The sequence below is a fragment of the Clostridium lacusfryxellense genome (assembly GCF_018861735.1).
GTDB lineage: Bacteria > Bacillota > Clostridia > Clostridiales > Clostridiaceae > Clostridium_AD > Clostridium_AD lacusfryxellense.
Window position 1 is genome coordinate 19,524 of sequence record NZ_JAHLEB010000046.1, and the last position, 22,857, is coordinate 42,380.

18 protein-coding genes and 1 pseudogene are annotated in these 22,857 nt (G+C 31.1%); 2 read left to right on the top strand and 17 right to left on the bottom strand.

The features are described 5' to 3' along the window. Positions 1-17: 17 nt before the first annotated feature. Positions 18-2,423: a glycyl radical protein gene (locus tag KPL55_RS19745; protein WP_216308470.1), complete on the bottom strand. Its 2,406-nt coding sequence runs from the start codon at positions 2,421-2,423 to the stop codon at positions 18-20. A gap of 18 nt (positions 2,424-2,441) precedes the next feature. Next, positions 2,442-3,188 carry a DeoR/GlpR family DNA-binding transcription regulator gene (locus tag KPL55_RS19750; protein WP_216308471.1) on the bottom strand — a complete coding sequence of 249 codons (747 nt, stop codon included), beginning with the start codon at positions 3,186-3,188 and terminating at the stop codon, positions 2,442-2,444. A gap of 258 nt (positions 3,189-3,446) precedes the next feature. On the opposite strand from KPL55_RS19750, the gene KPL55_RS19755 reads away from it, so the two are divergent. Together KPL55_RS19755 and KPL55_RS19760 are read left to right on the top strand one after the other, a co-directional pair. Continuing rightward, the gene (locus KPL55_RS19755) at positions 3,447-4,232 is read left to right on the top strand and encodes a glycyl-radical enzyme activating protein (RefSeq protein ID WP_216308472.1); all 786 of its coding nucleotides are present in this window, start codon (positions 3,447-3,449) and stop codon (positions 4,230-4,232) included. A gap of 103 nt (positions 4,233-4,335) precedes the next feature. Continuing rightward, the gene (locus tag KPL55_RS19760) at positions 4,336-5,718 is read left to right on the top strand and encodes a hypothetical protein (RefSeq protein WP_216308473.1); all 1,383 of its coding nucleotides are present in this window, start codon (positions 4,336-4,338) and stop codon (positions 5,716-5,718) included. A gap of 76 nt (positions 5,719-5,794) precedes the next feature. Here KPL55_RS19760 and mltG read toward each other — a convergent pair whose 3' ends face one another. The 15 genes and pseudogenes from mltG to KPL55_RS19835 all read right to left on the bottom strand — a co-directional run. Further along, positions 5,795-6,799 carry an endolytic transglycosylase MltG gene (gene mltG / locus KPL55_RS19765; RefSeq protein WP_216308474.1) on the bottom strand — a complete coding sequence of 335 codons (1,005 nt, stop codon included), beginning with the start codon at positions 6,797-6,799 and terminating at the stop codon, positions 5,795-5,797. A gap of 93 nt (positions 6,800-6,892) precedes the next feature. After that, positions 6,893-8,341: a sensor histidine kinase gene (locus tag KPL55_RS19770; protein WP_216308475.1), complete on the bottom strand. Its 1,449-nt coding sequence runs from the start codon at positions 8,339-8,341 to the stop codon at positions 6,893-6,895. A gap of 213 nt (positions 8,342-8,554) precedes the next feature. Then, positions 8,555-9,013 carry a hypothetical protein gene (locus KPL55_RS19775; RefSeq protein WP_216308476.1) on the bottom strand — a complete coding sequence of 153 codons (459 nt, stop codon included), beginning with the start codon at positions 9,011-9,013 and terminating at the stop codon, positions 8,555-8,557. A gap of 154 nt (positions 9,014-9,167) precedes the next feature. Next, entirely contained in the window at positions 9,168-10,136 is a 969-nt protein-coding gene (locus KPL55_RS19780; RefSeq protein ID WP_216308477.1) for an aromatic acid exporter family protein, read from the bottom strand. 40 nt (positions 10,137-10,176) lie between these two features. Further along, positions 10,177-11,496, bottom strand: coding sequence for an HD domain-containing phosphohydrolase (locus tag KPL55_RS19785; RefSeq protein ID WP_216308478.1), 1,320 nt, complete (start codon positions 11,494-11,496; stop codon positions 10,177-10,179). A gap of 196 nt (positions 11,497-11,692) precedes the next feature. Further along, positions 11,693-12,601: a hypothetical protein gene (locus tag KPL55_RS19790; RefSeq protein WP_216308479.1), complete on the bottom strand. Its 909-nt coding sequence runs from the start codon at positions 12,599-12,601 to the stop codon at positions 11,693-11,695. 27 nt (positions 12,602-12,628) lie between these two features. Continuing rightward, positions 12,629-13,261 (bottom strand): Fe-only nitrogenase accessory protein AnfO, encoded by a 633-nt coding sequence (gene anfO, locus KPL55_RS19795; protein WP_216308480.1) that lies wholly within the window; start codon positions 13,259-13,261, stop codon positions 12,629-12,631. A gap of 47 nt (positions 13,262-13,308) precedes the next feature. Further along, positions 13,309-14,037 carry a hydroxymethylglutaryl-CoA lyase-like TIM-barrel protein gene (locus KPL55_RS19800; protein WP_246599682.1) on the bottom strand — a complete coding sequence of 243 codons (729 nt, stop codon included), beginning with the start codon at positions 14,035-14,037 and terminating at the stop codon, positions 13,309-13,311. Then, entirely contained in the window at positions 14,030-15,076 is a 1,047-nt protein-coding gene (locus tag KPL55_RS19805) for a homocitrate synthase/isopropylmalate synthase family protein (protein WP_216308481.1), read from the bottom strand. The genes KPL55_RS19800 and KPL55_RS19805 overlap by 8 nt, the downstream gene beginning before the upstream one ends. 50 nt (positions 15,077-15,126) lie before the next feature. After that, on the bottom strand, positions 15,127-15,435 hold the full coding sequence (locus tag KPL55_RS19810) for a 2Fe-2S ferredoxin (protein ID WP_216308482.1): 309 nt from the start codon (positions 15,433-15,435) through the stop codon (positions 15,127-15,129). Then, on the bottom strand, positions 15,432-18,062 hold the full coding sequence (gene nifB / locus KPL55_RS19815; RefSeq protein ID WP_216308483.1) for a nitrogenase cofactor biosynthesis protein NifB: 2,631 nt from the start codon (positions 18,060-18,062) through the stop codon (positions 15,432-15,434). Before nifB ends, KPL55_RS19810 begins: the two co-directional genes overlap by 4 nt. 15 nt (positions 18,063-18,077) lie before the next feature. Then, positions 18,078-19,403 carry a nitrogenase iron-molybdenum cofactor biosynthesis protein NifE gene (nifE, locus tag KPL55_RS19820; protein ID WP_216308484.1) on the bottom strand — a complete coding sequence of 442 codons (1,326 nt, stop codon included), beginning with the start codon at positions 19,401-19,403 and terminating at the stop codon, positions 18,078-18,080. Between the two features lie 24 nt (positions 19,404-19,427). Further along, positions 19,428-20,798 carry a nitrogenase molybdenum-iron protein subunit beta gene (nifK, locus tag KPL55_RS19825; RefSeq protein WP_216308485.1) on the bottom strand — a complete coding sequence of 457 codons (1,371 nt, stop codon included), beginning with the start codon at positions 20,796-20,798 and terminating at the stop codon, positions 19,428-19,430. Then, the gene (gene nifD / locus KPL55_RS19830) at positions 20,798-22,396 is read right to left on the bottom strand and encodes a nitrogenase molybdenum-iron protein alpha chain (protein ID WP_216308486.1); all 1,599 of its coding nucleotides are present in this window, start codon (positions 22,394-22,396) and stop codon (positions 20,798-20,800) included. Before nifD ends, nifK begins: the two co-directional genes overlap by 1 nt. Before the next feature lie 23 nt (positions 22,397-22,419). Continuing rightward, positions 22,420-22,752, bottom strand: a pseudogene (locus KPL55_RS19835) (P-II family nitrogen regulator); the annotation flags it as partial. Positions 22,753-22,857: the final 105 nt, after the last annotated feature.

The window sequence follows — 22,857 nt, forward strand, 5'->3', positions numbered from 1 at the left end:
TATAATCTCCTTTTATACTATATTTTATGTTCTGTGCGCTCTATTATATCATCTTGAGTCTGTTTTGATAGTACATTAAAGAATGCACTATAACCTGCTACACGTACTATTAAATCACGATGATCATCTGGGTTGTTTTGTGCATCTATTAAAACTTCCCTCGATACAACATTATACTGAACATGGAAACCATGTAACCTATTAAAGAATGTCCGCAGTAGCATTACAAGCTTCATCCTGTCTTCTTCTTTTTCAAGCATTTGAGGATTAACCTTTTGGTTTAGAAGCACTCCCCCTGTAATTTTATCAGTTGGTAATTTAGAAACTGATTTAAACACAGATGTAGGACCATTTTTATCCATTGCATGACTTGGAGAACACCCTTCGGCAAGTGGAGTATGTGCCCGTCTTCCATCTGGCGTAGCTGTTGTTGAAGCTCCTTGTGGCACATTTGCAGATATCGAAGATGTTCCCGCATAGTATATGCCTCCAATAGGTCCACGTCCGTACCGAGTGTTATGGTACTTGCTAATCTCATCAATATAAACACCATATGCATCTTTTAGCAATAGGTCAATATAGTCTTCATCATTGCCATATTTAGGTGCACCATTTATTAAAGCATCTTGAATGCACTTTCCATCTACTCCTCCAAAGTCATTTATTAAAGCTTCCCATAACTGCTTTGGAGTAAATAGTTTATCCTCAAATACACATTTTTTAATAGCGGCAAGAGAATCCCCTAAATTTGCTATACCAACTTGTAGCCCGCTTATAAAATCATAAACAGCGCCCCCCTCTTTCAGGGTTAATCCACGTTCAATGCAGTCATCAACCAAGGCAGAACATAATATATCCGCAGCATCTTGTTCTAGCACAATATCTGCGCAGCTGTCAATAATAACACTATGACGTGTAAATTCACGGATTATTTTATCCCATGCTGCAAGCACCTCATCAAAGCTTTTCATATCCTTAAAGTGGCCAACTCCATCGCACACTTTAATCCCACTCTCAATATCAACACCATCATTTAATGCAATCATAAAACTCTTAACGAAATTTAAGAAACTCATCCCAGTGCAACGATAACCCCATTTCCCAGGAATAGCAACCTCAACGCATCCAATAGCGCTGTAATTATATGCATCTTCTTCCTTTACGCCCTTTTGAATAAAGCTTGGAATTATAATTTCATCATTATTAAAAGCTGGCATACCTGTACCTAATCGAACAACTTCTATACACTCCCTCATGAAGGCATCATCTAGTCCCCTATGATAACGAACAGTCAAGTTAGGTTGTGGTAGCTTAACTTGTGCTACGCTTCGTAATATAAGATAAGATAGTGGATTAACAGCATCTCGCTTTAATGTTGTTTGTCCTCCCACCGTAACATTTTGATAAAGTGGACTACCAGCACTAAATTGAGTATGACTCCAAGAACGAATTTTATTGATGGTATAAGTTTTTATCCATAAATTAGTTAATAGTTCACAAGCTGAGTCTTTTGTAACAATACCTAATCTCAGATCTTTTTCATAAAATGGATATAAAAACTGATCAATTCTACCATAAGATAACGAGTGACCGTTTGATTCAATTTGCAAACATAAATGTACTATCCACATCGATTGCAGCGCCTCATGTAAATTATCAGCCGGAGAATAAGGCACTTTACTTAAAATCTGCGCCATCTTTAAAAGTTCAGCTTTCCTTATATCATTTTGCTCAGATTTAGCCATAGCTAATGCTAAATCAACATAACGACCAGCAAAAGAAACCACAGCATCCAAAACAATTATAATACTTTGATAGAAATAAGATTTATTTAAGTTTTTACAATCAGTTAAATCTAACTTCTTAAGCTTTTCCTCTGCATGCGACTTATATTTAACTAAACCATACTTTAATATTTTTTCATAATTAACTGCGAGATGGGCATCTCCAGAAGTAATATTACCCTCAGCTTTAATAATTCCTAAATCATAAAACACCTTACTAGTGGGCGGCATAGCAGCAAGTCCACGATCTTTTAATGTGTTGTGCTCCCAGTACGGTGCAATATCTCTTAAATCTTGTTTACTTTTCTGCGTTATATAAAAACGATCTCCATCACGTTTATCAAACTCATCAAGCTCATCAATAACCCAATCCATTGCGTATTCAGGAAATATTGGGGCACTTCGATTAGACGATGCTTGATTTCCTGCAATTAGTGTTTGAGGCTCAATATATATGCTCATGTTTTTAAGAACATTTTCAAGCATTAAAGCCCTTCGCACAACCATCGGTTTATCAGCATGTAATTTGTAACTCTGAGTAGCAAGTTTTGCACGCTCGGTGCATACCATAGGTTTTGCATTTAATAAATCATTCCTAAATTCTTTCATTCTTGTACTTAATTCACCAAAATAGCTCATTTAACTTTTCTCCTTTTATCACACCATCTTTACATCTATATTATCTTTTACTAGTAAATTTGTTATTTCGCCTGGTATTTTACTATCAGTAACAATCATAGCAACTTCTTTAGTATTGAATTGGAAAGCTACGCCCTGCTTAGAAAATTTTGTAGATTCAGTTAGAACAATAACTTTATTTGCATTTTCAGCCATCGCACGTGCAATTTCGGTCCTCATATGGTTTTTTCCTGTAAATCCCAATTTAGCAGTAAATCCATCTGTGCCAACAAAAAGCTTATCCACATAGAAGTTATCTATACATTTACGCGCAATGGGACCAACAACAACCTGACTCTCCGCCTGGTAATCACCTCCAAGCAAAACTATCTTTGCAAAAGGGCATTCTCTAATGTATGATGCTATAAATGCAGAGTTTGTTATTATGGTAACGTCACGCTTATTTGTAGCAAGCTCCTTAGCAAGTAATGCGCAACAGGACCCTGATTCAATCATAACCGTTTCACCATTTTCAACTATTTTTGCAGCTTCAATTGCAATTTTACTTTTCACATCGTAATTAAATGCCAAACGGTTACTAATATCATCACTACTGACCATTACGGCAAACCCATGCTCTCTTTTTAGAAAGCCTTTCTCTTCAAGAAGTGCCAAATCCTTGCGAATTGTAACTTGCGAAACCTCTAGTGAACTTGATAGTAAAGTGACCTCAATACGTCCCTCTTTATTTACAATTTCTAATAATTTCGTGTGTCTTTTATTCATGATGATCTCCCTTCCTTATCAATTATTATCAGAATTATATCACAATAAATTTCGAAATGAAAGGAATTAGTTTCGAATGAAATTAAATTTCTTATGTTCATAACTTAATTATACTAACATCATCAAATAAGTCAACAATAAGTTTCATTCGTAATTAAAATAGTTTTTAATGAAGCATTTTCTTTACTTTAAAATATGTTTATGCTACTATAATTTTATCTAAGTAAATTAAAAAAATAAAACATATAGGAGTTTTGAATGAATAATTTAACCGCTTGTATATTTAATATACAAAAATATAGCATTCACGATGGACCAGGTATTCGAACTGTAGTATTTTTTAAAGGTTGCCCATTAAAATGCCTTTGGTGTAGTAACCCTGAGTCACAATATGTAGGTCCTGAGGTATCCTTTGATCAGGAGGCTCAACCAAAGTCAGCACTTACCATTATTGGAGACACCAGAAATCTAAGTTACATAATGAGTGAAGTTATGAAAGATAAAGACTTTTATGATGAGTCGGGTGGTGGTGTTACTTTATCTGGAGGAGAGGCTATGCTTCAATATGAATTTGCTATAGCTTTACTAAAACAATTTAAAGATTGTGGCATTCATACTGCATGTGAAACCACGGGATACGCCACGCAAGAAATTTTTCAAACTTTTATTGAAAATGTTGATTTAATATTATTTGATATAAAACATTATGACAGCCAAAAACATTATGAATATACCAATGTCTATAACGAAAAAATTATTCAAAACTTAAAAACTGCAATTAGACAAGGCACGGATGTTATTGTACGTATCCCTGTGATACCTGGCATAAATAGCAGTTTGAAAGATGCACAAGGTTTTTGTGATTTATTAAAAGCGGCAGGTGCCACAAAAGTAAATCTATTACCATTTCATCAATTTGGGCAAAAAAAATACTCCTTATTAAATAAGGAGTACAAGTTTAAAGATGTTGCACAATTACATGAAGAAGATTTAATAAACTATAAAGAAATATTCAAACAAAACGGGTTAAATTGCACTATATAATTTAGCTTGTTTTTTATTCCAGTTTGTTTCATTTAAATCAGGGAATACTATTTATAAAAAGATAGCTTGGTAAGATGAAATATAACTAGGAGGATATGAAATTATGGTAAATTCAAAATCAGATTTACAGAAATTTTCAATTATTATGTTATTACTAATTACTGTTGCAATCACAATTGGCTGCATGGTAAAACTCAATACAGACTTCCAAAGCATAGAAACATCTACTCTTAATAATGATGATTTAAAGGATATATCTAGTACAGGTAATATAAATATCGTGGTAATACGAAAAAATGAATTACTTTCAGTATCGTTAAATGGTAAAAATATCACATTAGATAGTGGTGGTTCCTTTTCACGTCCTCTCATATCTCCTAATAAAAAATATGTTTCATATATTAAGGATAAAAACTTGTATATAACAACGGATAAACATGAGCATATAAAAGTAGCTCATAATCCTATTGATTTATCATTTGCATTGCAGTTATCTTTTGCATGGAAAGATGAAAATACTTTGTTATATTCCCCAACCTCTGGTGGCTTATATAGTTTTGATGTAGTAAATAAAATAAGCAAACCTTATTTAGCAAATAAATATAATTACCAAAACATTACCTTAGACGTTACAGGGGGAATATACGCAGAGCAGTACCTGTATTATAAAAAGAATAACTCTTATTTTATTAATGATTACGGAGTACTATTCTTTAATCCAGTATCAAAAGAAGAAAAAATAGTTATAAAATCAATCCCAAATAAAATGGATACAGGTGGTGATTTAGGGATGTACCCTATCATAAGTGGAATATCAAATGATTATAAGTATTTGTATGTTTGGAAGCACCCACATTCAGGTTCTATCGCAGCAGATGGAGTTCCACTTGCTGTATATGATATCTTGAATAATAAATTGATAGAATATGAAAATCCAAATATAATATCACTAGCTTATAAAGACAATATATCCCCAAACCCTAAAAACAGCAGATTTTTAGCATTAGTCTCAGGGGAAGGTAGATTTATGGGTAATAATAAACATCTAATTATTTTGAATATCTTAACTGGTAAATTTCAGTCCATACCACCAAAGGAATATGCATTTATGACCCCCAATTACTCTGGAGATGGAAAAACGATTCTATATGCTTCTTCTAAAGAAGCATCATATGCACCTGGAAATATAGCTCAATGGCTTTTAAGTGGTAATCACCATATTTTTAGTATTGATACAACTACAAAACAAATAATACAGCTTACAAGTAACTCAAATTATTTTGATTTTTCTCCGATTTATGTAAATAACAAAGACATGATATTTTTTCGAAGTGATAAAACTGAAAATGTGTCCCTCTGGAAATCTGTTAATGGTCAAGAAACAATGCTAACAGATGGAATAATATTCTACAATGATATGGATTTTCCCGTGCAAAACTATTATGGACATTTTAACACTACATTATTTACTGATATAAAATATTAATTTAAGACTCTATATATGAAACAAAAAACATTAAAGACTTCATATGTTATAATTAAGTCTTTAATGTTTTTAAATATTATTTAATGTATTTATTTTCATTTATTAAGTGTTCATTATAAGTTTTACTGAATACATGTTTATTTCCATTTGCTAAGTAATATAAATAATCATTTTTTTGAGGATATAGTGCGGCTTCTATTGAAGCTTTCCCTGGTGATGATATTGGTCCTGGTGGCAACCCCTTATATAAGTATGTATTGTATTTCGACTTAATCTTAAGATCATTATAATATACCTTGTCAAGACTCTTTTCTCCTCTTGTCTTTGCATAAATAACTGCTGCATCCACTTGAAGTAGCATTCCTTTTTTGAGCCTGTTATAAATAACTCCAGATATTATACTTTTCTCGCTATCATTTGCTGTTTCTTTTTCAATTAGTGAAGCTATAGTTATAACCTCATTAACATCTAACCCTAATTCTTTAGCTCGAGCCTTATTTTTATCTGAAAAAACCATTTTAAATCTATTTACCATTATATTTATAATCTCTTCTTTAGTACTTCCGTTAAGTATAAAATAGGTATCTGGAAACAAATACCCCTCTAAATCATAATAAACGTCTTTTTGGTTAAGTAGTAAAGTATTTGTTTTTAAAACATCAAGTTTTTCATTTAATACATCTTGTGTTTTTACAATATTACTTTTTTCAAGAATAGTACCAATTTGATATAACGTATATCCCTCAGGTATAGTTATAATAGTAAAGTCTGATTTCCCGTTCTTAAACCTTGTAATAAGATCATTTAAATTTGTTCTAGGATTTATTATATAATTCCCTGCCTTAACGCTTTCCTTAAGTCCCTTTTTATTGGCATGATATATAAATGTACCCTCATCTTTTATTATATTTTTTTCTTGTAGCTGCTTTGCTACTTGCTCAATTGTTTGACTTTTCTTAAATATAATATTAATATCACAAGCATTTATTGTTGTTATATGCTTATAATACAAATAACCGCTTCCTAATATTACCCCACATAAAATCACTGCAATTGTAACCACTAACGTTCTTTTTCGCACATTATCAACTCCGTATATTAGCAATAAATAAATACGATTTATTTACTCTTTACTATTTTTAAATTTAGTTAATTTTCTATTACCTTTTCATCCTTATGAAAACACATCAGAAAGTTCAACTTGTAAATCCTCAATTTTACTTCTAATCGTTTTACTAATTAATATATCTTCTTGTTTCACTTTTTGAGATGGAAGTTCAAATGTAAACTTACTTCCTTTTCCAATTTCACTTTCAACATATATGGTGCCCTGATGCATTTCAACAAGAGCTTTAACTAAACTTAGTCCTATTCCTGTGCCCTCTGCATTTCTTGACAGTGATTTATCCACCTGCTTAAATCTATTAAATATTATATCCAATTGGTCATTCTCAATCCCTATACCATTATCTTTTATTGATATTTCAATAAATTTATCATTATCTTTAATATTAACAAATATTTCGTTTCCCGCATCAGAAAATTTAATTGCATTTGATATAAGATTTAATACTATCCTTTCTATCTTCTCTGGGTCACAAGCTATAATTCTTTCCTCAATGTCTGTATCGAAAATTATATTTAATCCTTTAATATCAGTATAAGCCGCAACAGAATTTACTATTTCCTCTACAATTTCTACTATATTATAATTCGATAATGAAAGTTCAAAGAATCCAGCTTCAATTTTTGATAAGTCTACTATGTTATTGATGAGTTTAGATAACCTATAGCAATTTTGCATCATTGAATTAATATAACTAAAAATAGAATCTTTATTTTGATCTAATGAACCATTTTTACAATACATATTAAATAGTTGTATTGTTGAATATATAACATTGAGTGGAGTTTTAAGTTCATGGGATATGTTAGTCAAAAACTCCTCCTGTGCTTTCAATGATTTTTCCAATTCTTTTTTCTGTCCCTCAATTATTTTATTCTTATTTATCATCATTTCGTTCATTATATTAAGTTTGGAATTTTGTTTTCTAAGTAATAATTCACGTTCTATTGCATCTACTACAGTAGTTAATGTCAATAAAAAAAACGGGTTATGAAGTATAACCGCCGTCATTATACATATACTTCCAAGTAAATTATTGTCATCGGTATAATGAAATGGTACTCCATAACAAGCACTACCAAATAACGCTTTATTAAAATGATTTGTTCCAATCAACTGTACAGGGTGATTTTGTTTTAAAGTTAAACTAACAACATTTGTGCCCATATCTTCACTAAATTGATTACCAGTTTTAATTCCTAGTAACTCTATAGTTGATTTAATTGTTTCATCTCCTAGAATATCTAATAAATAACCATTTTCATCTGATATAGTAATTAATATAGGAGTACCTTCTAGTGATTTAATTATTTTCTCACTAAAGAATTTTACAACCTCTAAGATTTCTTTATAATCATGTTTTTTCTCTTTAATCTCTAATTCTGTTAAAACATTTTTAGGTGTTCCTAGCTCATTAGGATTCATACCTAATTCAATACACCTTTTTTTAGATTCAGTAATATAAGTTGGTTCTTGCTCATGTTTTTGTTGCAGCATTTGTAAAATTCCTCCTATGACACTAAATATATTGAATATTTATTCGCTGACTTTGTCATTTTTTATATATTATTGTAATTATCTAAATTTTAGCATATTTCACCTTCTTAGACAATAAATATTATTATTTCTTTGTTAAGCTAAAAAAATATAGGCTTGCCATTAATAGACAATCCTATATATAATAGTTAACTAGATTAAATTTTAGAATTTTTATAAATTAATTACTCCTTTTAATGTAGGTTTGTTTTCATTTGTAGGATTAAACTTTATTACATCTGGTAATTTCCAGTCTCTTTTCCCTCTATTAAATTTCTGTGGCAACATATATTTATGTGACTTTTGCCCTTTTTTTATATGATTCATTATTTCTTCTTCGAACATATATTTTACCTCGTTCATATGGCAACTATTTATAATAATTTGTTTAAACTTGAGCTCATCTACAATCTTCAAAAATCTATCTACTTCACTTTCAAAAACTTTAACAAAAAAAGCATTATCCTTATTATCATCACAAATTAATATTGGGTTTAATTGACTTTCGTTAATTATAGATTTCAATCTATCTACACTTTTTTTGCTCCTACCTATAAAATATCCATAATTAATATGATTAGGATCATTATCCTCTGGAAAAATAGCATTATATAATAATTCCTCTTCTTTCATTCTAATCTCCACCTTTCTAATAAATAATTAGATTAATAAAACTAAAATTCCTTAAGCCACTTAATTGATATTTTTATAATAAATTGTACATGATACATTTATTATAGTAGTTAATTGTAAAGATTATGTTATAAAAATGTTTAGATTTAGTTAATTATTTGAAATTGTTAGAATATTCTTTGAATTCCTTTTTAATAACCAAGAAATCCTCTAAATCATTTAAGAATTGGAACAATAACGCTCTATTTTCAAATTCAATTCTATTTTTGGGAAGTTCCATCATTTTATAATATTTCCTAAGTAAATCGAGCTCGTCAATAAGCTTTATGCAATCATTATCTTCACGTATATTAATTGCAACATCATTTGTAAACACTGACAATAACCTAGTTTGCTCGTAAGTCATATAAAACCTAGAAAAATGTCTTTTCATTCTTTTTATAGCATCTAATTGCATTAGCCTCATATCTATATAATCTACGTAATAATTATTAGTCTTAAATAAATGATTATTGTTTATTATTTGAGCCATTAATTTAGTATTTTTAATTAATTCTTCAATATCTAAAAGTATTTTTTTATCATAGATTGGTACAGCTTGCGAAACTAAACTTTCTGCCATATCTGATAATATCAACCTATATTTTTCTTCTAAAGATTCCTTGTTTTTCTCAAAATCTTCTTCTAATGATTTTGTGTATAAATTAAATATCATTGCGACTCCAATGCCTATTATAGTTAACTTAACTTCATTTATAATCCAATATATATTAATATTTGTACTTATTAAAAGATGCGTTGACAATACTGCACCAACAACCATGCCCTCATTTATTTTCAAAATATTTGTTATAGGTATAAATACAAGTAAAAACACTCCGAATACAACCGAGTTATTTCCAAGTAAAACATATAATGCAAAAGATAAAATTATTGCTATTGATGATGCAATTATTCTTTTTGAACCAACTAATAGAGCTTCTCTTTTTGTATCTTGAATACTTAGTATTGCAATTATGCCTGCTGTTACTGCAAAATCTAATTCTAAATAGGTGGATATAAGAACTGCTATTGTTGCAGCCATTGTTATCTTAACTGTTTTTGATTGCATCAAATTTATCATTTTTTAACTTTCTCCTACCATCATAATAGTATAATATTTTTTATTCTTTAATGAAAAAGCTTATAGGATTATTAAACAATAACTCAAACACATCTTCATTTTCATTCCTTAAAAATTTCAAATCGATAGTGTTTTTACATTTGATTATTTTTTCAATGTTTTCCAGAAATAAATCTACTAATTCACCGTCGAAATGTTTGTTCCTCTCTGCCTTTAATATATCTAAACAAGTTTCAATTTTGAAAGCCTTCTTATATACTCTTTCTGTAGACAATGCATCAAAAACATCTGTAATAGCTACAACTCTAGCAGTTAATGGTATATCCTTACCCTTAAGCCCTGATGGATACCCACTACCATCCCATTTTTCATGATGACTTAGGGCTAGCTCATAACCCATTTTAATTACACTACGTTTCGATCCCTTAAGTATCTTCGCCCCGATAACTGTGTGTGTTTTCATTATTTCAAATTCCTGCGTTGTAAGCTTACCAGGTTTTAAGAGAACCGAATCTGGAATGCCTATCTTCCCTATATCATGCATTAAAGCTGCATAATTCATTAAATTAATTTTTTCCTGAGATGTTTCTACCTTTTCATATAAAATTGATGAATATATACTCATTCGGGCCATGTGAACTGCAGAATCATCATCTCTGTATTCAGCCGCATAACATAAACGTTTTATAATTTCGTTTGTAAGCTCTCCATTTTCACTAAGAGCATTTTCAAGCATGGCATTTCTTGATATCAATTGAGAATTTTTATCCTCTATCTCGCTGAGAGTATGATTTATAAAAAAACTCATTTTTCTAGTCATTATGTCCTGTTCAATATTTTCACATTCAATCCTTCGTAAATTATAATTAATACCATACTTACCCAGTTTATTTTTCATTATTATTAATGCTTCATATAGGATATTTGCTGAGAAACTTAAATATCCACTAAATTTTCTAAATTGATCCTCTTTTGCAGGTTCATCATAAAATATTTCCTTACTTATAAAAATGGCAGGATGCTCATTATGATTTATAATAATGTTCCATTCATCTATCATTAAATCATCCTCATTAAGTTCAATAAATACTGTGTTTTTAAAATCTTTTACACTATCAAAATTAATATTTCGAGCAAATACATAAACTTTTTCGCATAAATTATCAAGAATTTTATACCTTTCAAGTTCTACCATAAAAAATTCAAACTTTTGAAATGATACAAAAATTTCAGATTTTAATTTAAACTCAACTATCATATCTTCAAGACCATGACTAATACCCATAAGCGAAGATTTTGTATATATTTTTTTCTCAATAGTTGATTCCTTTTTCATAAGAATATCGCTTAATTCAAGCATTTATAAACCACCTCATATATGTTTAATTTATTAAAGCAACAATTTCATATTTGTTTATTTTAATTAAAGATAAAATAATATATCAATAAAATATTACCTCTTTTTTACTAAAATAACAAACTTATAAATTAATATACAATAGCTTTTATAAATTTCAACATCATATAAGGGTATTAAATACTAAAAAGAACTATAACTAGCTTCTTAAAAATTTTCTAATATATTTATCAATATAAAATTCATTTTCTTTTATAATATATTCATCTTCATTAATTTTTATTTTGCCTTCATAGAATTGAATGTTCATTGGTACCACATCCATAGCTAAAGGATTAAATCTATTTGTTTTTAATCCTGGTTCATGTGTTTTCAACTGGCCATCTATATCTTTAATTGATATTTTATCTAGTGATGATCGCAATGATTTAATAGTTCCATCCTCGTTAAAATTCAAAGAATTTACATCTCCATTAATACCAATAGCCCCAACATCAAATGCATGTAGTTCACCAATTATAGTATTAATCATTGTTTGTTTTCTTGGTTCACATGATTTGACAGCACCATTTGGATATAATGATACCCCTATACGCGTTTCAATAATACCACAAGGTGTTAGTACCTCAATGAAATCTTTTGGCCATAAGGTTAAGCTTTTAACCGAATCTGATTCATAAAAACTAATCCCAATAATCTTTTTCTTAAAGGCTCCAAATTCTAAACTAAAATTTAATTCTTCCGCGAGTTTATATTCATTTTGCTCGGTCCAATAGGCAGTCATCTTGCCGTTTAAAGGAAAAATACGTTTAATCTTTCCATTTTCATAAAATACAGCAAGTTCTGCAGGTAACTTACCAATACTTGTATCAATAGTAGTCTGTTTTTGAAAAGAGATGCTTTGTAAACTTCCATTTTCATAAAACGATAGTGATCTTTTGTATTTTCTTCTTAATTCTGCTCCGTCATATTGAGGTACTAGCTTCCCATAAATAGTTTTCATTTCGGAGTATTTATTTAATTTACATTCCTTTATGGCGCCTCCATTATAAAATTCAATACTACTTATACCATTAAGCATTCCATAACTAGTCTTAAATCCTTCCATATTATCATCTCCAAAATAGAATATTCATTACTCCTCTTCTTCACAAATCATAGGATGTATTGTAACTTTAACCTCATTATTTCCAATAATTTCATTTTTCATTTTCAAATTGAGTCTTTTAAATTCGACCTCAAACCAATGTGGAATATGCTTGCAAATTATTTCAAGTCCATAAAAAACTGTGGTATTTAGGAACGGTAACAATATTCCCTTTGAAGTAATGTTAACATCGTTCTCCTGAATTTTCTTCAAATCTAAAAAATAGGTTCCATCTTTAAGTAAAATTATTTGAGGTGATTTATAAGCCTTACCTTCTAAAGCATTTGCTTTTGCCTCTTCTTCTTCCTTCTCATACACAAACTCCAAAAATTCCAAAGGTTCTCCTTCTATTTCCCATGTATTGAATCCCATTCCATCAAGAACGTTATAAACCATTCCTTTTATGTCTCTCCCAACAAAAACATTGCAATCCCCTAAGGATTCTGTCATATTTATAATATTTTCTCTAATTGCTTTTAGTCCTCCTATATTGTCAATTTTAAACATAATTTCTTTAGTTACTGCCCATTTCCCCAAATGCCTTGAATAAACTTTAATTATACCAGGCTCTAGGAAAGATTGTGTTTTCCCACTAACGTCTTGAAATACTGCAATCTCCATATAATTTTCTATTCATCATATAAATATGATAAATTATCCTCCTTATTTTATTGTTTATTTTTATTTATTGCCTCCATAAATTTTATATAATCACAATTACCTGCTCTTTCTCCTATTCCCCCAAATGTAGTATCCACGTATTCAGCACCAGCCATAACCGCGGAAGCTGAGTTTGCAACTGCCATACCAAAGTCATTATGTGCATGAAATTCAATGGAAATACCCGTTTGTCTTTTTATATCATAAATTATTTTAAAAGTTTTCTCAGGATACAATATGCCTACGGTGTCTGCATATCTAATTCGCTTTATGCCAAGTTCCTTGACTTCTTTGATAACTTGTACTAAAAAATCTGTAGAAGTCCTCGAGGCATCTTCAAGTCCCACTACAACTTCAAGGCCCTTTTCTTCAGCATAATAGACGCTCTTTTTCATTTGGTTTATAACCCAACTTCTATCCTTTCCTAGTTTCCACTTTATTTGTATATCAGAGACCGGTACTGCAATATGCACAATATCAACCCCACAATCAATAGAATGATTTATATCGTTTATATTCATTCTATTCCATGCTGATATTTTACTTTTGAGACCCAGGCTCATTAATTTTTCAATACTCTTTTTTTCATCACCACCCATGGCAGGGGTACCAGCCTCAATTTGATATACATTTTTCGAATCTATTATTTTTGCAAATTCAATTTTGTTATCAAACCCAAGCTCAACACCCGCCATTTGCTCACCATCTCTTAGCGTAGTATCAACAATCTTACACATAATGTAGCCTCTCAATTGTGCTGCATATCTCTATAAAGTCCTTATCTGAAAGTTCAACTTTATTTGATATGCTAATATTTTTAACCTTTTCTAATATTGTAATAATGTCACATACATTAAATTCATTTTCTATGCCAAGTTCTTTAAGTTTACAAATTACTGAGTTCTTACCGGAGTGTTTACCCAATGCTAGCTTTCGCTCAAGTCCAACAAGTTCAGGTTTAAATGGTTCATATGTTTCTGGATTTTTTTGGATTCCAGCAACATGTACTCCAGATTCATATTTGAATACATCTACACCTATAACAGGTTTATTATTAGGTAACTTACAATGGGTTATTTTCTCATATTGCTTTCTCATTTGCGAGAGCAAACTTATTTCGCCATTTATCTTCGTTCCTAGAATAACCTGCAACGCAACTAATAATTCCTCTAAAGCTGTTGTGCCATATACCCCGTCCTTGCCACAAAAGCTAGTAGTTACATAACTATACCCCCTGCTTATAGCCTGAAACCCAATAGAGGTTGCCATGGAAAATTCATTGCTTGCATACATATCGGTTTTAACATTGCAATTTGTAGTTATATAATCATTAAAAAGCCAATTGTTTTCACCTTTAACTCTTATAGAAAATAATTTATTTACATCTATAATCTTATTAATATTATTTCTCTTAAATAAATTAGTACCTATTTCTAATATAATCTTAAAGTTATAGTTATTGTTATTACATATATTAACTAATTCTAAATTTTCTTCTTTTATTATAATATACTCTATACCACTTTTTCTACAAAATTCCAATTGTTTAAGTTCATCTATTCTAAAAATAAAGGCCTCTGATATTATCAGAGGTCCCACATAATTAAAAGTCCTCTCATCAATCTCAAAAAAATCTACTCCTATTTTTTTTAAATTTATAATGAACTCAGCTAATCCATTTTCATGAATTGTATTTCGGTCAAGGCTCTTTTGGGTAATAGTTATTAATGTCCTATCAATAATAAATTTTTCTCTTCCATTTATAACTACTGACATTAATAACACTCCCCTTTTCAATCTACAATATAACTAATATTTATTTTTAATTATATTTCTAACCTTTTTACTATGTTTCCATTAATTAAATGTGATTCCACAATTTCGAGTACATCATCTGGTGTTACCTTGCCATACCATGTTCCTTCTGGATATATAACAACTATTGGTCCATCATTACATAATCCAAAACATCCAGTATTAGATACCATTACCTTATCACTAATGTCATTCTCTTCTATAGCTTCTAAGAAATTAGTCACTATTTCAGTTGATTCATTTGAATGACAATACCCCTTTTGTGTTCCATTTATTCTAGAACTTGTACAGACAAAAATGTGAAACTCTGGTTTATTCATGACACTGCCTCCCCTACTATTTTTCTAATTCCACTTCTAATCTCATCACATAAAAGATATACTTTTATATCTTTCTTTTCAAGTTTTTGTTTAGGTACATCCCCAATTCTAAGAGCAAGCACTCCAGAGCAGTCATCAATAGTTTTTATTATATAATCTATCTTATCTTCATGACTCTCATTGCAATCATCGACACCTGTACAAAATTTAGGTATTTTCCTTTTTTCAACAAATGTTGCATCGCCACTTGCAAAATCATATATATAGAACTCTGTAGCATGTCCAAAATGCTGATCCACATTAAGTCCTGACTTAGATGCTACTGCAAATCTGATTGTTTTAATATCATCGCTCTCTGATGATATTGTAACTTCTGCCTCTTGTGATATATCATTACCAAGTGTTCCTACAGCATCCGCTCTACACTGTTTACAATGATACATTTGTTTAAGATCGATTTCGCATTTTTTTCTCATAGATAACAATTCTTCATTATTGACTGTTATAATATCTTCAAATACACTGCCCGGTGCATTTATCATCGGCATAATATTTGTCATAAAGGCTCCACATTCTTTAACTTTTTTAACTGTATCCTCTATTCCAATATCATTAACACCTTTTACATAAACTATGTTCACCTTGCAAATAAGTCCTTTTGAAGTTAGGTATTTTAGGCCTGATAATTGATTTTGTAATAAAATGCGAGCTCCTTCAATTCCAGTATATTTCACACCAAGATAATTAATTTCCTTATAAAGTTTTACACCTATCTCTGGATCTACTGTATTAATAGTTATAGTAATATGCGAAACTCCAAGTTCTAATATTTCATTAGCATAAAAAGGTAACATTAATCCATTAGTAGATAAACAAAATGTAATTTCAGGACTTTCCTCTTTAATTAACCTAATAGACTCTTTAACCACATCAAAATTTGCTAATGCATCTCCAGGACCTGCTATTCCAACTACTGTAAGATTTTTAAGTTTAGCTTTATACTCTTTAAATCTCTCTAGTGCCTCTATTGGTGATAATATAGTGCTTGTCACTCCTGGTCTACTCTCATTTACACAATCAAACTTACGACTGCAATAGTTGCAACTAATATTACAGGCTGGAGCTACAGGTATGTGAATTCTAGCATTATCATGTGCACAGTTATTAAAACAAGGATGACTTTTTGTTCTTTCTTCCATACTAATCACTTTTTTAACGGCCGGGGTTATCGAATTTTCGTGAGCTATCGAAACTTCAACTTTTTCGTTATCATAATATTTATCATACATATCTTTTCTATATCCCCTCTCTTTTCTTTCTAAAAGAGCATTAGTGATTTCATCTAAAAATCTTAATGAACCAAAATATCCTATATTAACTGCTCTTTGAGCGCCAATCCTATCATGAATAGGAAATCCAATCCTTATGAGTTTAATCTCTAATTTTTCTTCAAGTCTTCTTCCATTTGAGTCTCCAATTAATAAATTAACATCTAGTGCCTTGCAATACTTTTCAATAACTTCAAAGTCAGTATCATCTAGTATAATAGGTAAAATCTCAAGATCCTTTGTAAGTTCTTTTAAATTATTTACTAAAATTTTATTTTTGGAACCAGTAGCTATGAGAAGTGGCTTAATTCCATTTTCTACGCATAACGATGTTACTGCATAAACAATTTCTGGTTCTCCAAAAATAACAACTCTTCCTTCTCCATTGTATTTATGAGAATCAATTATTCCATCTAGGTACCTTCCTCTTTCCTTTTCTAATACTTTTGGAATAGGTTTTTTACTAATTTTAGATATTAAATTTATTAAATAGTCTGTAGCTTTTATTCCCATTGGCACAGCACATTTATATAATGGCACTCCAAAGGCTTCTAATAGATAATCCCCTGCAGTAGACCCTATTTCTGATGTGAAATCCATTTCTATAGTTGCACATGATCCTCCCATTGAAACTATATCCTCAAGTCTTGTGCCTCCAGGTGGAATTTTATTGTACTCCTTAGTGTATCCTGCATCTAAGGTATCTGATATATCAGGTAGTAATGTGTATTCTACTCCAAACTCATTTAAAATATATTTTAATTGCCTTATATCTCCTGGAGTTATATTTGCAGCAATTACATTTATTTTATTATTTTTCAATTCATCATTACTTAAAGATTCAACTAGTCTTCTAAGTGTTTTATAATACCCTTCAGATTGAGTACCAGAATAAGCAGGTGTCGATATTGGAATAATCTTTATACCCTTAGTGTCTTTCTCCTCTTCCCCAAACTCTATAATTATACGTCCAATGTCTTCCCCTATAGTTTCTGCAAGGCAAGTTGTGAGTACTCCAATAACACTAGGATTATATAATTTAATAATATTCTTAAGTCCTATTTTCAAGTTCTTAGCTCCGCCATAAATTGTCCCATCTTCAGTAAGTGACGAAGAAGCTATATCTATTGGTTCATTGAAATGAGTTGCCATGTGACGCCTAATATATGTGCTGCACCCTTGAGACCCATGCAGAATTACCATGCTATTTTCAATTCCCTTAAGTGCCATTACTCCGCCTAGCGGCATGCACATTTTACAAGGGTTAACACTAAGATTTACTGAATTTTTATTTTCCATATTAACACCTCCCCTTTAAATAAATTTCCAAACTGGACTATTTATAGATAAATCTATTTCTTTAGCAAAGTTAACCGCACCATCAAATCCAGATAAGGCATGTTTTCTTTCATGATTATGATCACAAAATGCAATTCCTAGTTTATATGCGAGTGGTCTTTCTTTAACTCCACCGACTAAAATATCTGCTTTTTTCTCTAATATAAATTTCTCTAATTCTGCAGGATTAGTATCATCTAATATTACTGTTCCCTCAGAAGTTATTTTCTTTATAATATCGTAGTCCTCTTCTTTACCTGTTTGAGTTCCTACCATAACAGTCTCAATTCCAAATTCTCTAAACTGCTTTATAAGTGAAATGGCTTTAAATCCACCACCTACATATATTGCTACTTTCTTACCTGTTAGTCTTTTTTTATAATAAGCCAATACATCTTCAATTGCTTTTTCCTCAGCAAATATTAAATCTTTAGTTTTCTGAATTACTTCTTTATTTTTAGTAAACTCAGCAACATTAGTTAAAGAAGCTTTTATATCCTCAAGGCCTAAAAAGCTAACATTTATATAAGGTATCCCAAATTTTTCTTCCATTTGATTAGCTAGGTAATGCATAGAACCTGCACACTGTACAATATTTAAACTAGCTGTTGGAGCATTTTTTATCTCATCACTTGTGCTATCTCCTGTGATTCTTGCAATCACATTAACACCAATTCTTTTAAAATAATTTTTTATAATCCACATTTCTCCGGCTAAATTGAAATCACCTAAAATATTTATACCGTTAACTTTTGGAGAATTATTTTCTCCCATAAGATTTAATATTGCATTACATGCAGCTCTATAACCTACTGCTTTATTTCCTGAAAATCCAGGTGCTTTAACTGGAATAACCCGAATATTATGTTTATTTTCAGCAGCTTTGCAAACAGCATCAATATCATCTCCTATAACGCCTACAATACATGTTGAATATACAAATATCAATTTAGAGGAATTTCCTGCTACTATCTCATCGATAGCAGCAGCAAGTTTCTTCTCACCCCCAAATATAACATCCTTTTCTCTAACATCTGTGGAGTAACTATTTCTGTAATTTTCGGAATCGCTCGATAAACTTCCCCTTATATCCCAAGTATACGCAGCGCATCCAATAGGTCCATGAACCAAGTGGAAAGCGTCTGTTATGGGATTTAATACAACCCTTGCTCCAGCGTAAACACAAGCTCTCTGACTTACAGAACCAGATACACTATTACTGTCGCACTTCATTTTTTTGCCTTCACTTTTAGAGTTATAACAGACTGAGTCTTCTCTTCCTTTAAGCAGTTCCGGTTTCATATAATCACCTCCACAAATATTTTATTACATTACTAATTCAAAATCCTCTTCAGCGCAAGTTCTGTCTATTTTATCTAAAATCACGTTTGACATCATTTCTATTAATCTAATTGCACCTGTATAACCAACTATCGGGAAATATTGATGTGCATATCTGTCTAGTATTGGGAAACCAACTCTTACAAATGGTACATCCTCAGCTCTAGCAATAAATTTACCATGAGTGTTTCCCATTAATAAATCAACAGGCTCATTTTTCATTAATTGGTGAAGCTCAAACAAATCAGCTGACCCTTTAACTACTGCATCTGTTATTTCATTTTCAGCTAATACTGCATTGATTTGCCTTGCAAAAGTATCTCCAGGAGTTCCTGAAATCACAAACTTAGGAATCATACCTAAACTAATTACAAATTCCACGAGTCCAAGAACTGTGTCTGGATCACCGTAAATAGCAACTTTCTTACCACTAAAATATGCTTGACTATCTAACATTAAATCTACTAATTGTCCTCTTTCTACTTCTATAGAACTAGGAACAGCTTTATGAGTAAGTGTTGCGAGTTCTGAAATCAACCTATCTGTAGCTTCAATACCAATCGGAATACCTAAAGTTTTCATAGGAACTTTACATTTTTTCTCAAGTTCTATTGCAGCAGCTTCTGAAGTATACGTGCCAAGTGCTAATGTTAACTTAGAATTTCCTGCATCAATAATGTCTTCGATTTTAGTACCACCTTCTGGATACATTTCAAAAGTTCCTGTCATTGGTGCATCTAACACACCACTTGTATCCGGAAAAAGAATATTGTCAATTTCCATAAGACTAAGAATTCTTTTTATTTCTTTCATATCACCTGGTTCTACCCAGCCTGGAATAACATTAATTCGATTGCTTTTAGTTCCACTATTTACAGACAAGTAAGACACAAATGCTTTTACCATACTAGAAAAACCTGTTACATGTGAACCTGCATAACTTGGTGTATTAGCATGAATTACATATTTACCTTCTGGTACATCAGGTTGAACTTGTGAAATCATTGTTTTAAGATCATCCCCAATAGTTTCTGATAAACATGTAGTATGAACTGCAATTATATCTGGCGCATAAAGCTCAAATATATTTTTTACTGCAGTTTTCATATTTGATCCTCCACCAAATACTGATGCTCCTTCTGTGAATGCACTAGTAGTTGCCATTACTGGTTCCTTAAAATGCCTAGTAAGTTGCATTCTATGATAAGAACAACATCCTTGAGAACCATGACTATGAGGCAGACAAGCGTGAACACCGAGTGCAGCGTACATTGCCCCAATAGGTTGACAAGTTTTTGCAGGATTAATTCTTAATGCTTTTCTTTCTACAATCTTTTTTGTGGTTAAATCTAACATTACTCATCACCTCCAACAACTTTTCCTTCTAATAATGGTTCTACTTTCCACGGCGCTGTTACATATCTCCATGCAGGAGTATGAACACCTGAAGTTATATCTCTAGCGAAAATTACTGCTCCTTTATACCCAGCATATGGTCCTGAATAATCATAAGAATGTAACTGCCTAGACATTACTCCCATCTTTTGAACTACATACTTATCTTTAATACCTGAAAAGAACATGTCAGGTTTTAATTTTTTAATTATTTCCTCTGTTTCATAATGATTTATATCGTCTATTATTATAGTACCTTCATTCTCATCTTTGATAAGACCATCATATTTTGCTAGTGGTATTATCTTAGCTAACTCTTCATACTTTTCAGGTGATAGAATCATTCTGTATTTCTTCTCATCTTTCTCAACTGTTAAATGCTCAATATTTTTACTGTCTGCATCAAGTTTTATACTAGGAATAACTTCTCTACCTTCATAATCATCCCTATGTGCGAACTCATAACCAGAAACAACAGTCTCAACTCCGAGTTCCCTTAAAAGTGTTTGATAATGATGAGACCTTGAGCCTCCTACATATAAACATGCAGTTTTACCTTCAAGTCTTGTTTTATAATATTGCATTTGACCTTCAATTTCAGCTATTTCCTCCGCAATTATCTGTTCTGTTTTCTCTATCAGTTCTGGTTCTCCGAAATATAATGCTATATCCCTCAGTGTTTGCGTTGTACCCGTAGCTCCTATGAAATTAACTTTTATCCAAGGTATTCCATATTTAACTTCCATCATTTCAGCTATATAATTTATAGATCTGTGACATTGAACTAAATTAAGCTGCGCAGTATGAGCATTTTTTATTTCCTCATAACTTCCATCTCCTGTCATTACACAGACTATATCATAACCTACTTTTTTAAGTATTCTAGCAACTTCCCATCCGTCTCCACCGATGTTATACTCACCTAACATGTTTATTGAGTGTTTTTTAGTTGGTACTTTAGTTCCTGTTCCAATTACACTTCTCATTAAATTATTATTAGCAATATGATGTCCCGCGGATTGACTTACTCCTTTATATCCTTCACAATTAAAAGATAAAACTTGAATCCCGTAAGTTTTTTCTGCCCAAACAGCTACAGCATTTATATCATCACCAATTAATCCAACTGGGCAAGTAGCAGAAATTGTTATTGCTTTGGGATTGAATATTTCAACAGCCTCTGTAATAGCCGCCCTTAACTTCTTTTCTCCACCAAAAATGATATCACTTTCTTGCATGTCTGTTGAAAAACAGTATTCTATATAGTTTTGACCTCCTGGCTGGGTTTTCGCCTTATTACGTCTTGTACCCCAAGTATAATAAGAACAACCTATAGGACCATGAACTATATGAATCATATCCTTTATAGGACCAAGTACAACTCCTTTACAACCCGCATAACAACATCCTCGATTAGTGATCATCCCTGGAATTGTCCTAGTATTAGCTATTATCTTTTGTGGTGCTTCACTTGCTTTTTTAATAACTATATGTTCTTTTCTGCTTTTAAAAGTTTTTGCAGGGTATTTCTCCAGAACCTTATCCATAAAATCCTTCATATACTTCACCTCTCTTCATTTTATTAAATTGCTTCTACTCCAGTTTGACCAGTTCTCACTGTAATGACATCCTCTACCGCCTGAACAAAAATCTTTCCGTTTCCCGGGTTACCATTTTGATTTACTTCAATAATTGTATCCACTATAGCTTTTACGTCTTTATCCAAAACGCCTAATAATATCATTCTCTTTGGCATTAATCTGTGAACCTCAGACAATTGTTCTGCTACTATTTTAGGAAGTTCATCATTTTCATCAAAAGCATTTTGAAACAATTCATATGCTATTTTTTTCTTTCCTCTTCCCATAACTTTTACTGCAGTCATAGAAGGGACCCCTAGTTTAAGAAGGATAGTGTTAACACTATCTTTGCTTTATTTATTTAAAACCCTGCTATTGCAAGGTTTGTAGCTATTTTCAGCACAAAAAACAATGACCCCCTCTGTTTGGTATAATTGTTG

Bases quoted from the DNA above. Each gene is read 5' to 3' on its own strand.
- KPL55_RS19810 (WP_216308482.1), bottom strand. From the start codon at position 15,435: ATGAATAAACCAGAGTTTCACATTTTTGTCTGTACAAGTTCTAGAATA.
- KPL55_RS19775 (WP_216308476.1), bottom strand. From the start codon at position 9,013: ATGAAAGAAGAGGAATTATTATATAATGCTATTTTTCCAGAGGATAAT.
- KPL55_RS19800 (WP_246599682.1), bottom strand. From the start codon at position 14,037: ATGTGTAAGATTGTTGATACTACGCTAAGAGATGGTGAGCAAATGGCG.
- KPL55_RS19785 (WP_216308478.1), bottom strand. From the start codon at position 11,496: ATGCTTGAATTAAGCGATATTCTTATGAAAAAGGAATCAACTATTGAG.
- KPL55_RS19805 (WP_216308481.1), bottom strand. From the start codon at position 15,076: ATGTCAGTAGTTATAAATGGAAGAGAAAAATTTATTATTGATAGGACA.
- nifD (WP_216308486.1), bottom strand. From the start codon at position 22,396: ATGAAGGATTTTATGGATAAGGTTCTGGAGAAATACCCTGCAAAAACT.
- anfO (WP_216308480.1), bottom strand. From the start codon at position 13,261: ATGGAGATTGCAGTATTTCAAGACGTTAGTGGGAAAACACAATCTTTC.
- nifE (WP_216308484.1), bottom strand. From the start codon at position 19,403: ATGAAACCGGAACTGCTTAAAGGAAGAGAAGACTCAGTCTGTTATAAC.
- KPL55_RS19750 (WP_216308471.1), bottom strand. From the start codon at position 3,188: ATGAATAAAAGACACACGAAATTATTAGAAATTGTAAATAAAGAGGGA.
- KPL55_RS19780 (WP_216308477.1), bottom strand. From the start codon at position 10,136: ATGATAAATTTGATGCAATCAAAAACAGTTAAGATAACAATGGCTGCA.
- KPL55_RS19760 (WP_216308473.1), top strand. From the start codon at position 4,336: ATGGTAAATTCAAAATCAGATTTACAGAAATTTTCAATTATTATGTTA.
- KPL55_RS19770 (WP_216308475.1), bottom strand. From the start codon at position 8,341: ATGCTGCAACAAAAACATGAGCAAGAACCAACTTATATTACTGAATCT.
- nifB (WP_216308483.1), bottom strand. From the start codon at position 18,062: ATGGAAAATAAAAATTCAGTAAATCTTAGTGTTAACCCTTGTAAAATG.
- nifK (WP_216308485.1), bottom strand. From the start codon at position 20,798: ATGTTAGATTTAACCACAAAAAAGATTGTAGAAAGAAAAGCATTAAGA.
- KPL55_RS19745 (WP_216308470.1), bottom strand. From the start codon at position 2,423: ATGAGCTATTTTGGTGAATTAAGTACAAGAATGAAAGAATTTAGGAAT.
- KPL55_RS19790 (WP_216308479.1), bottom strand. From the start codon at position 12,601: ATGGAAGGATTTAAGACTAGTTATGGAATGCTTAATGGTATAAGTAGT.
- KPL55_RS19755 (WP_216308472.1), top strand. From the start codon at position 3,447: ATGAATAATTTAACCGCTTGTATATTTAATATACAAAAATATAGCATT.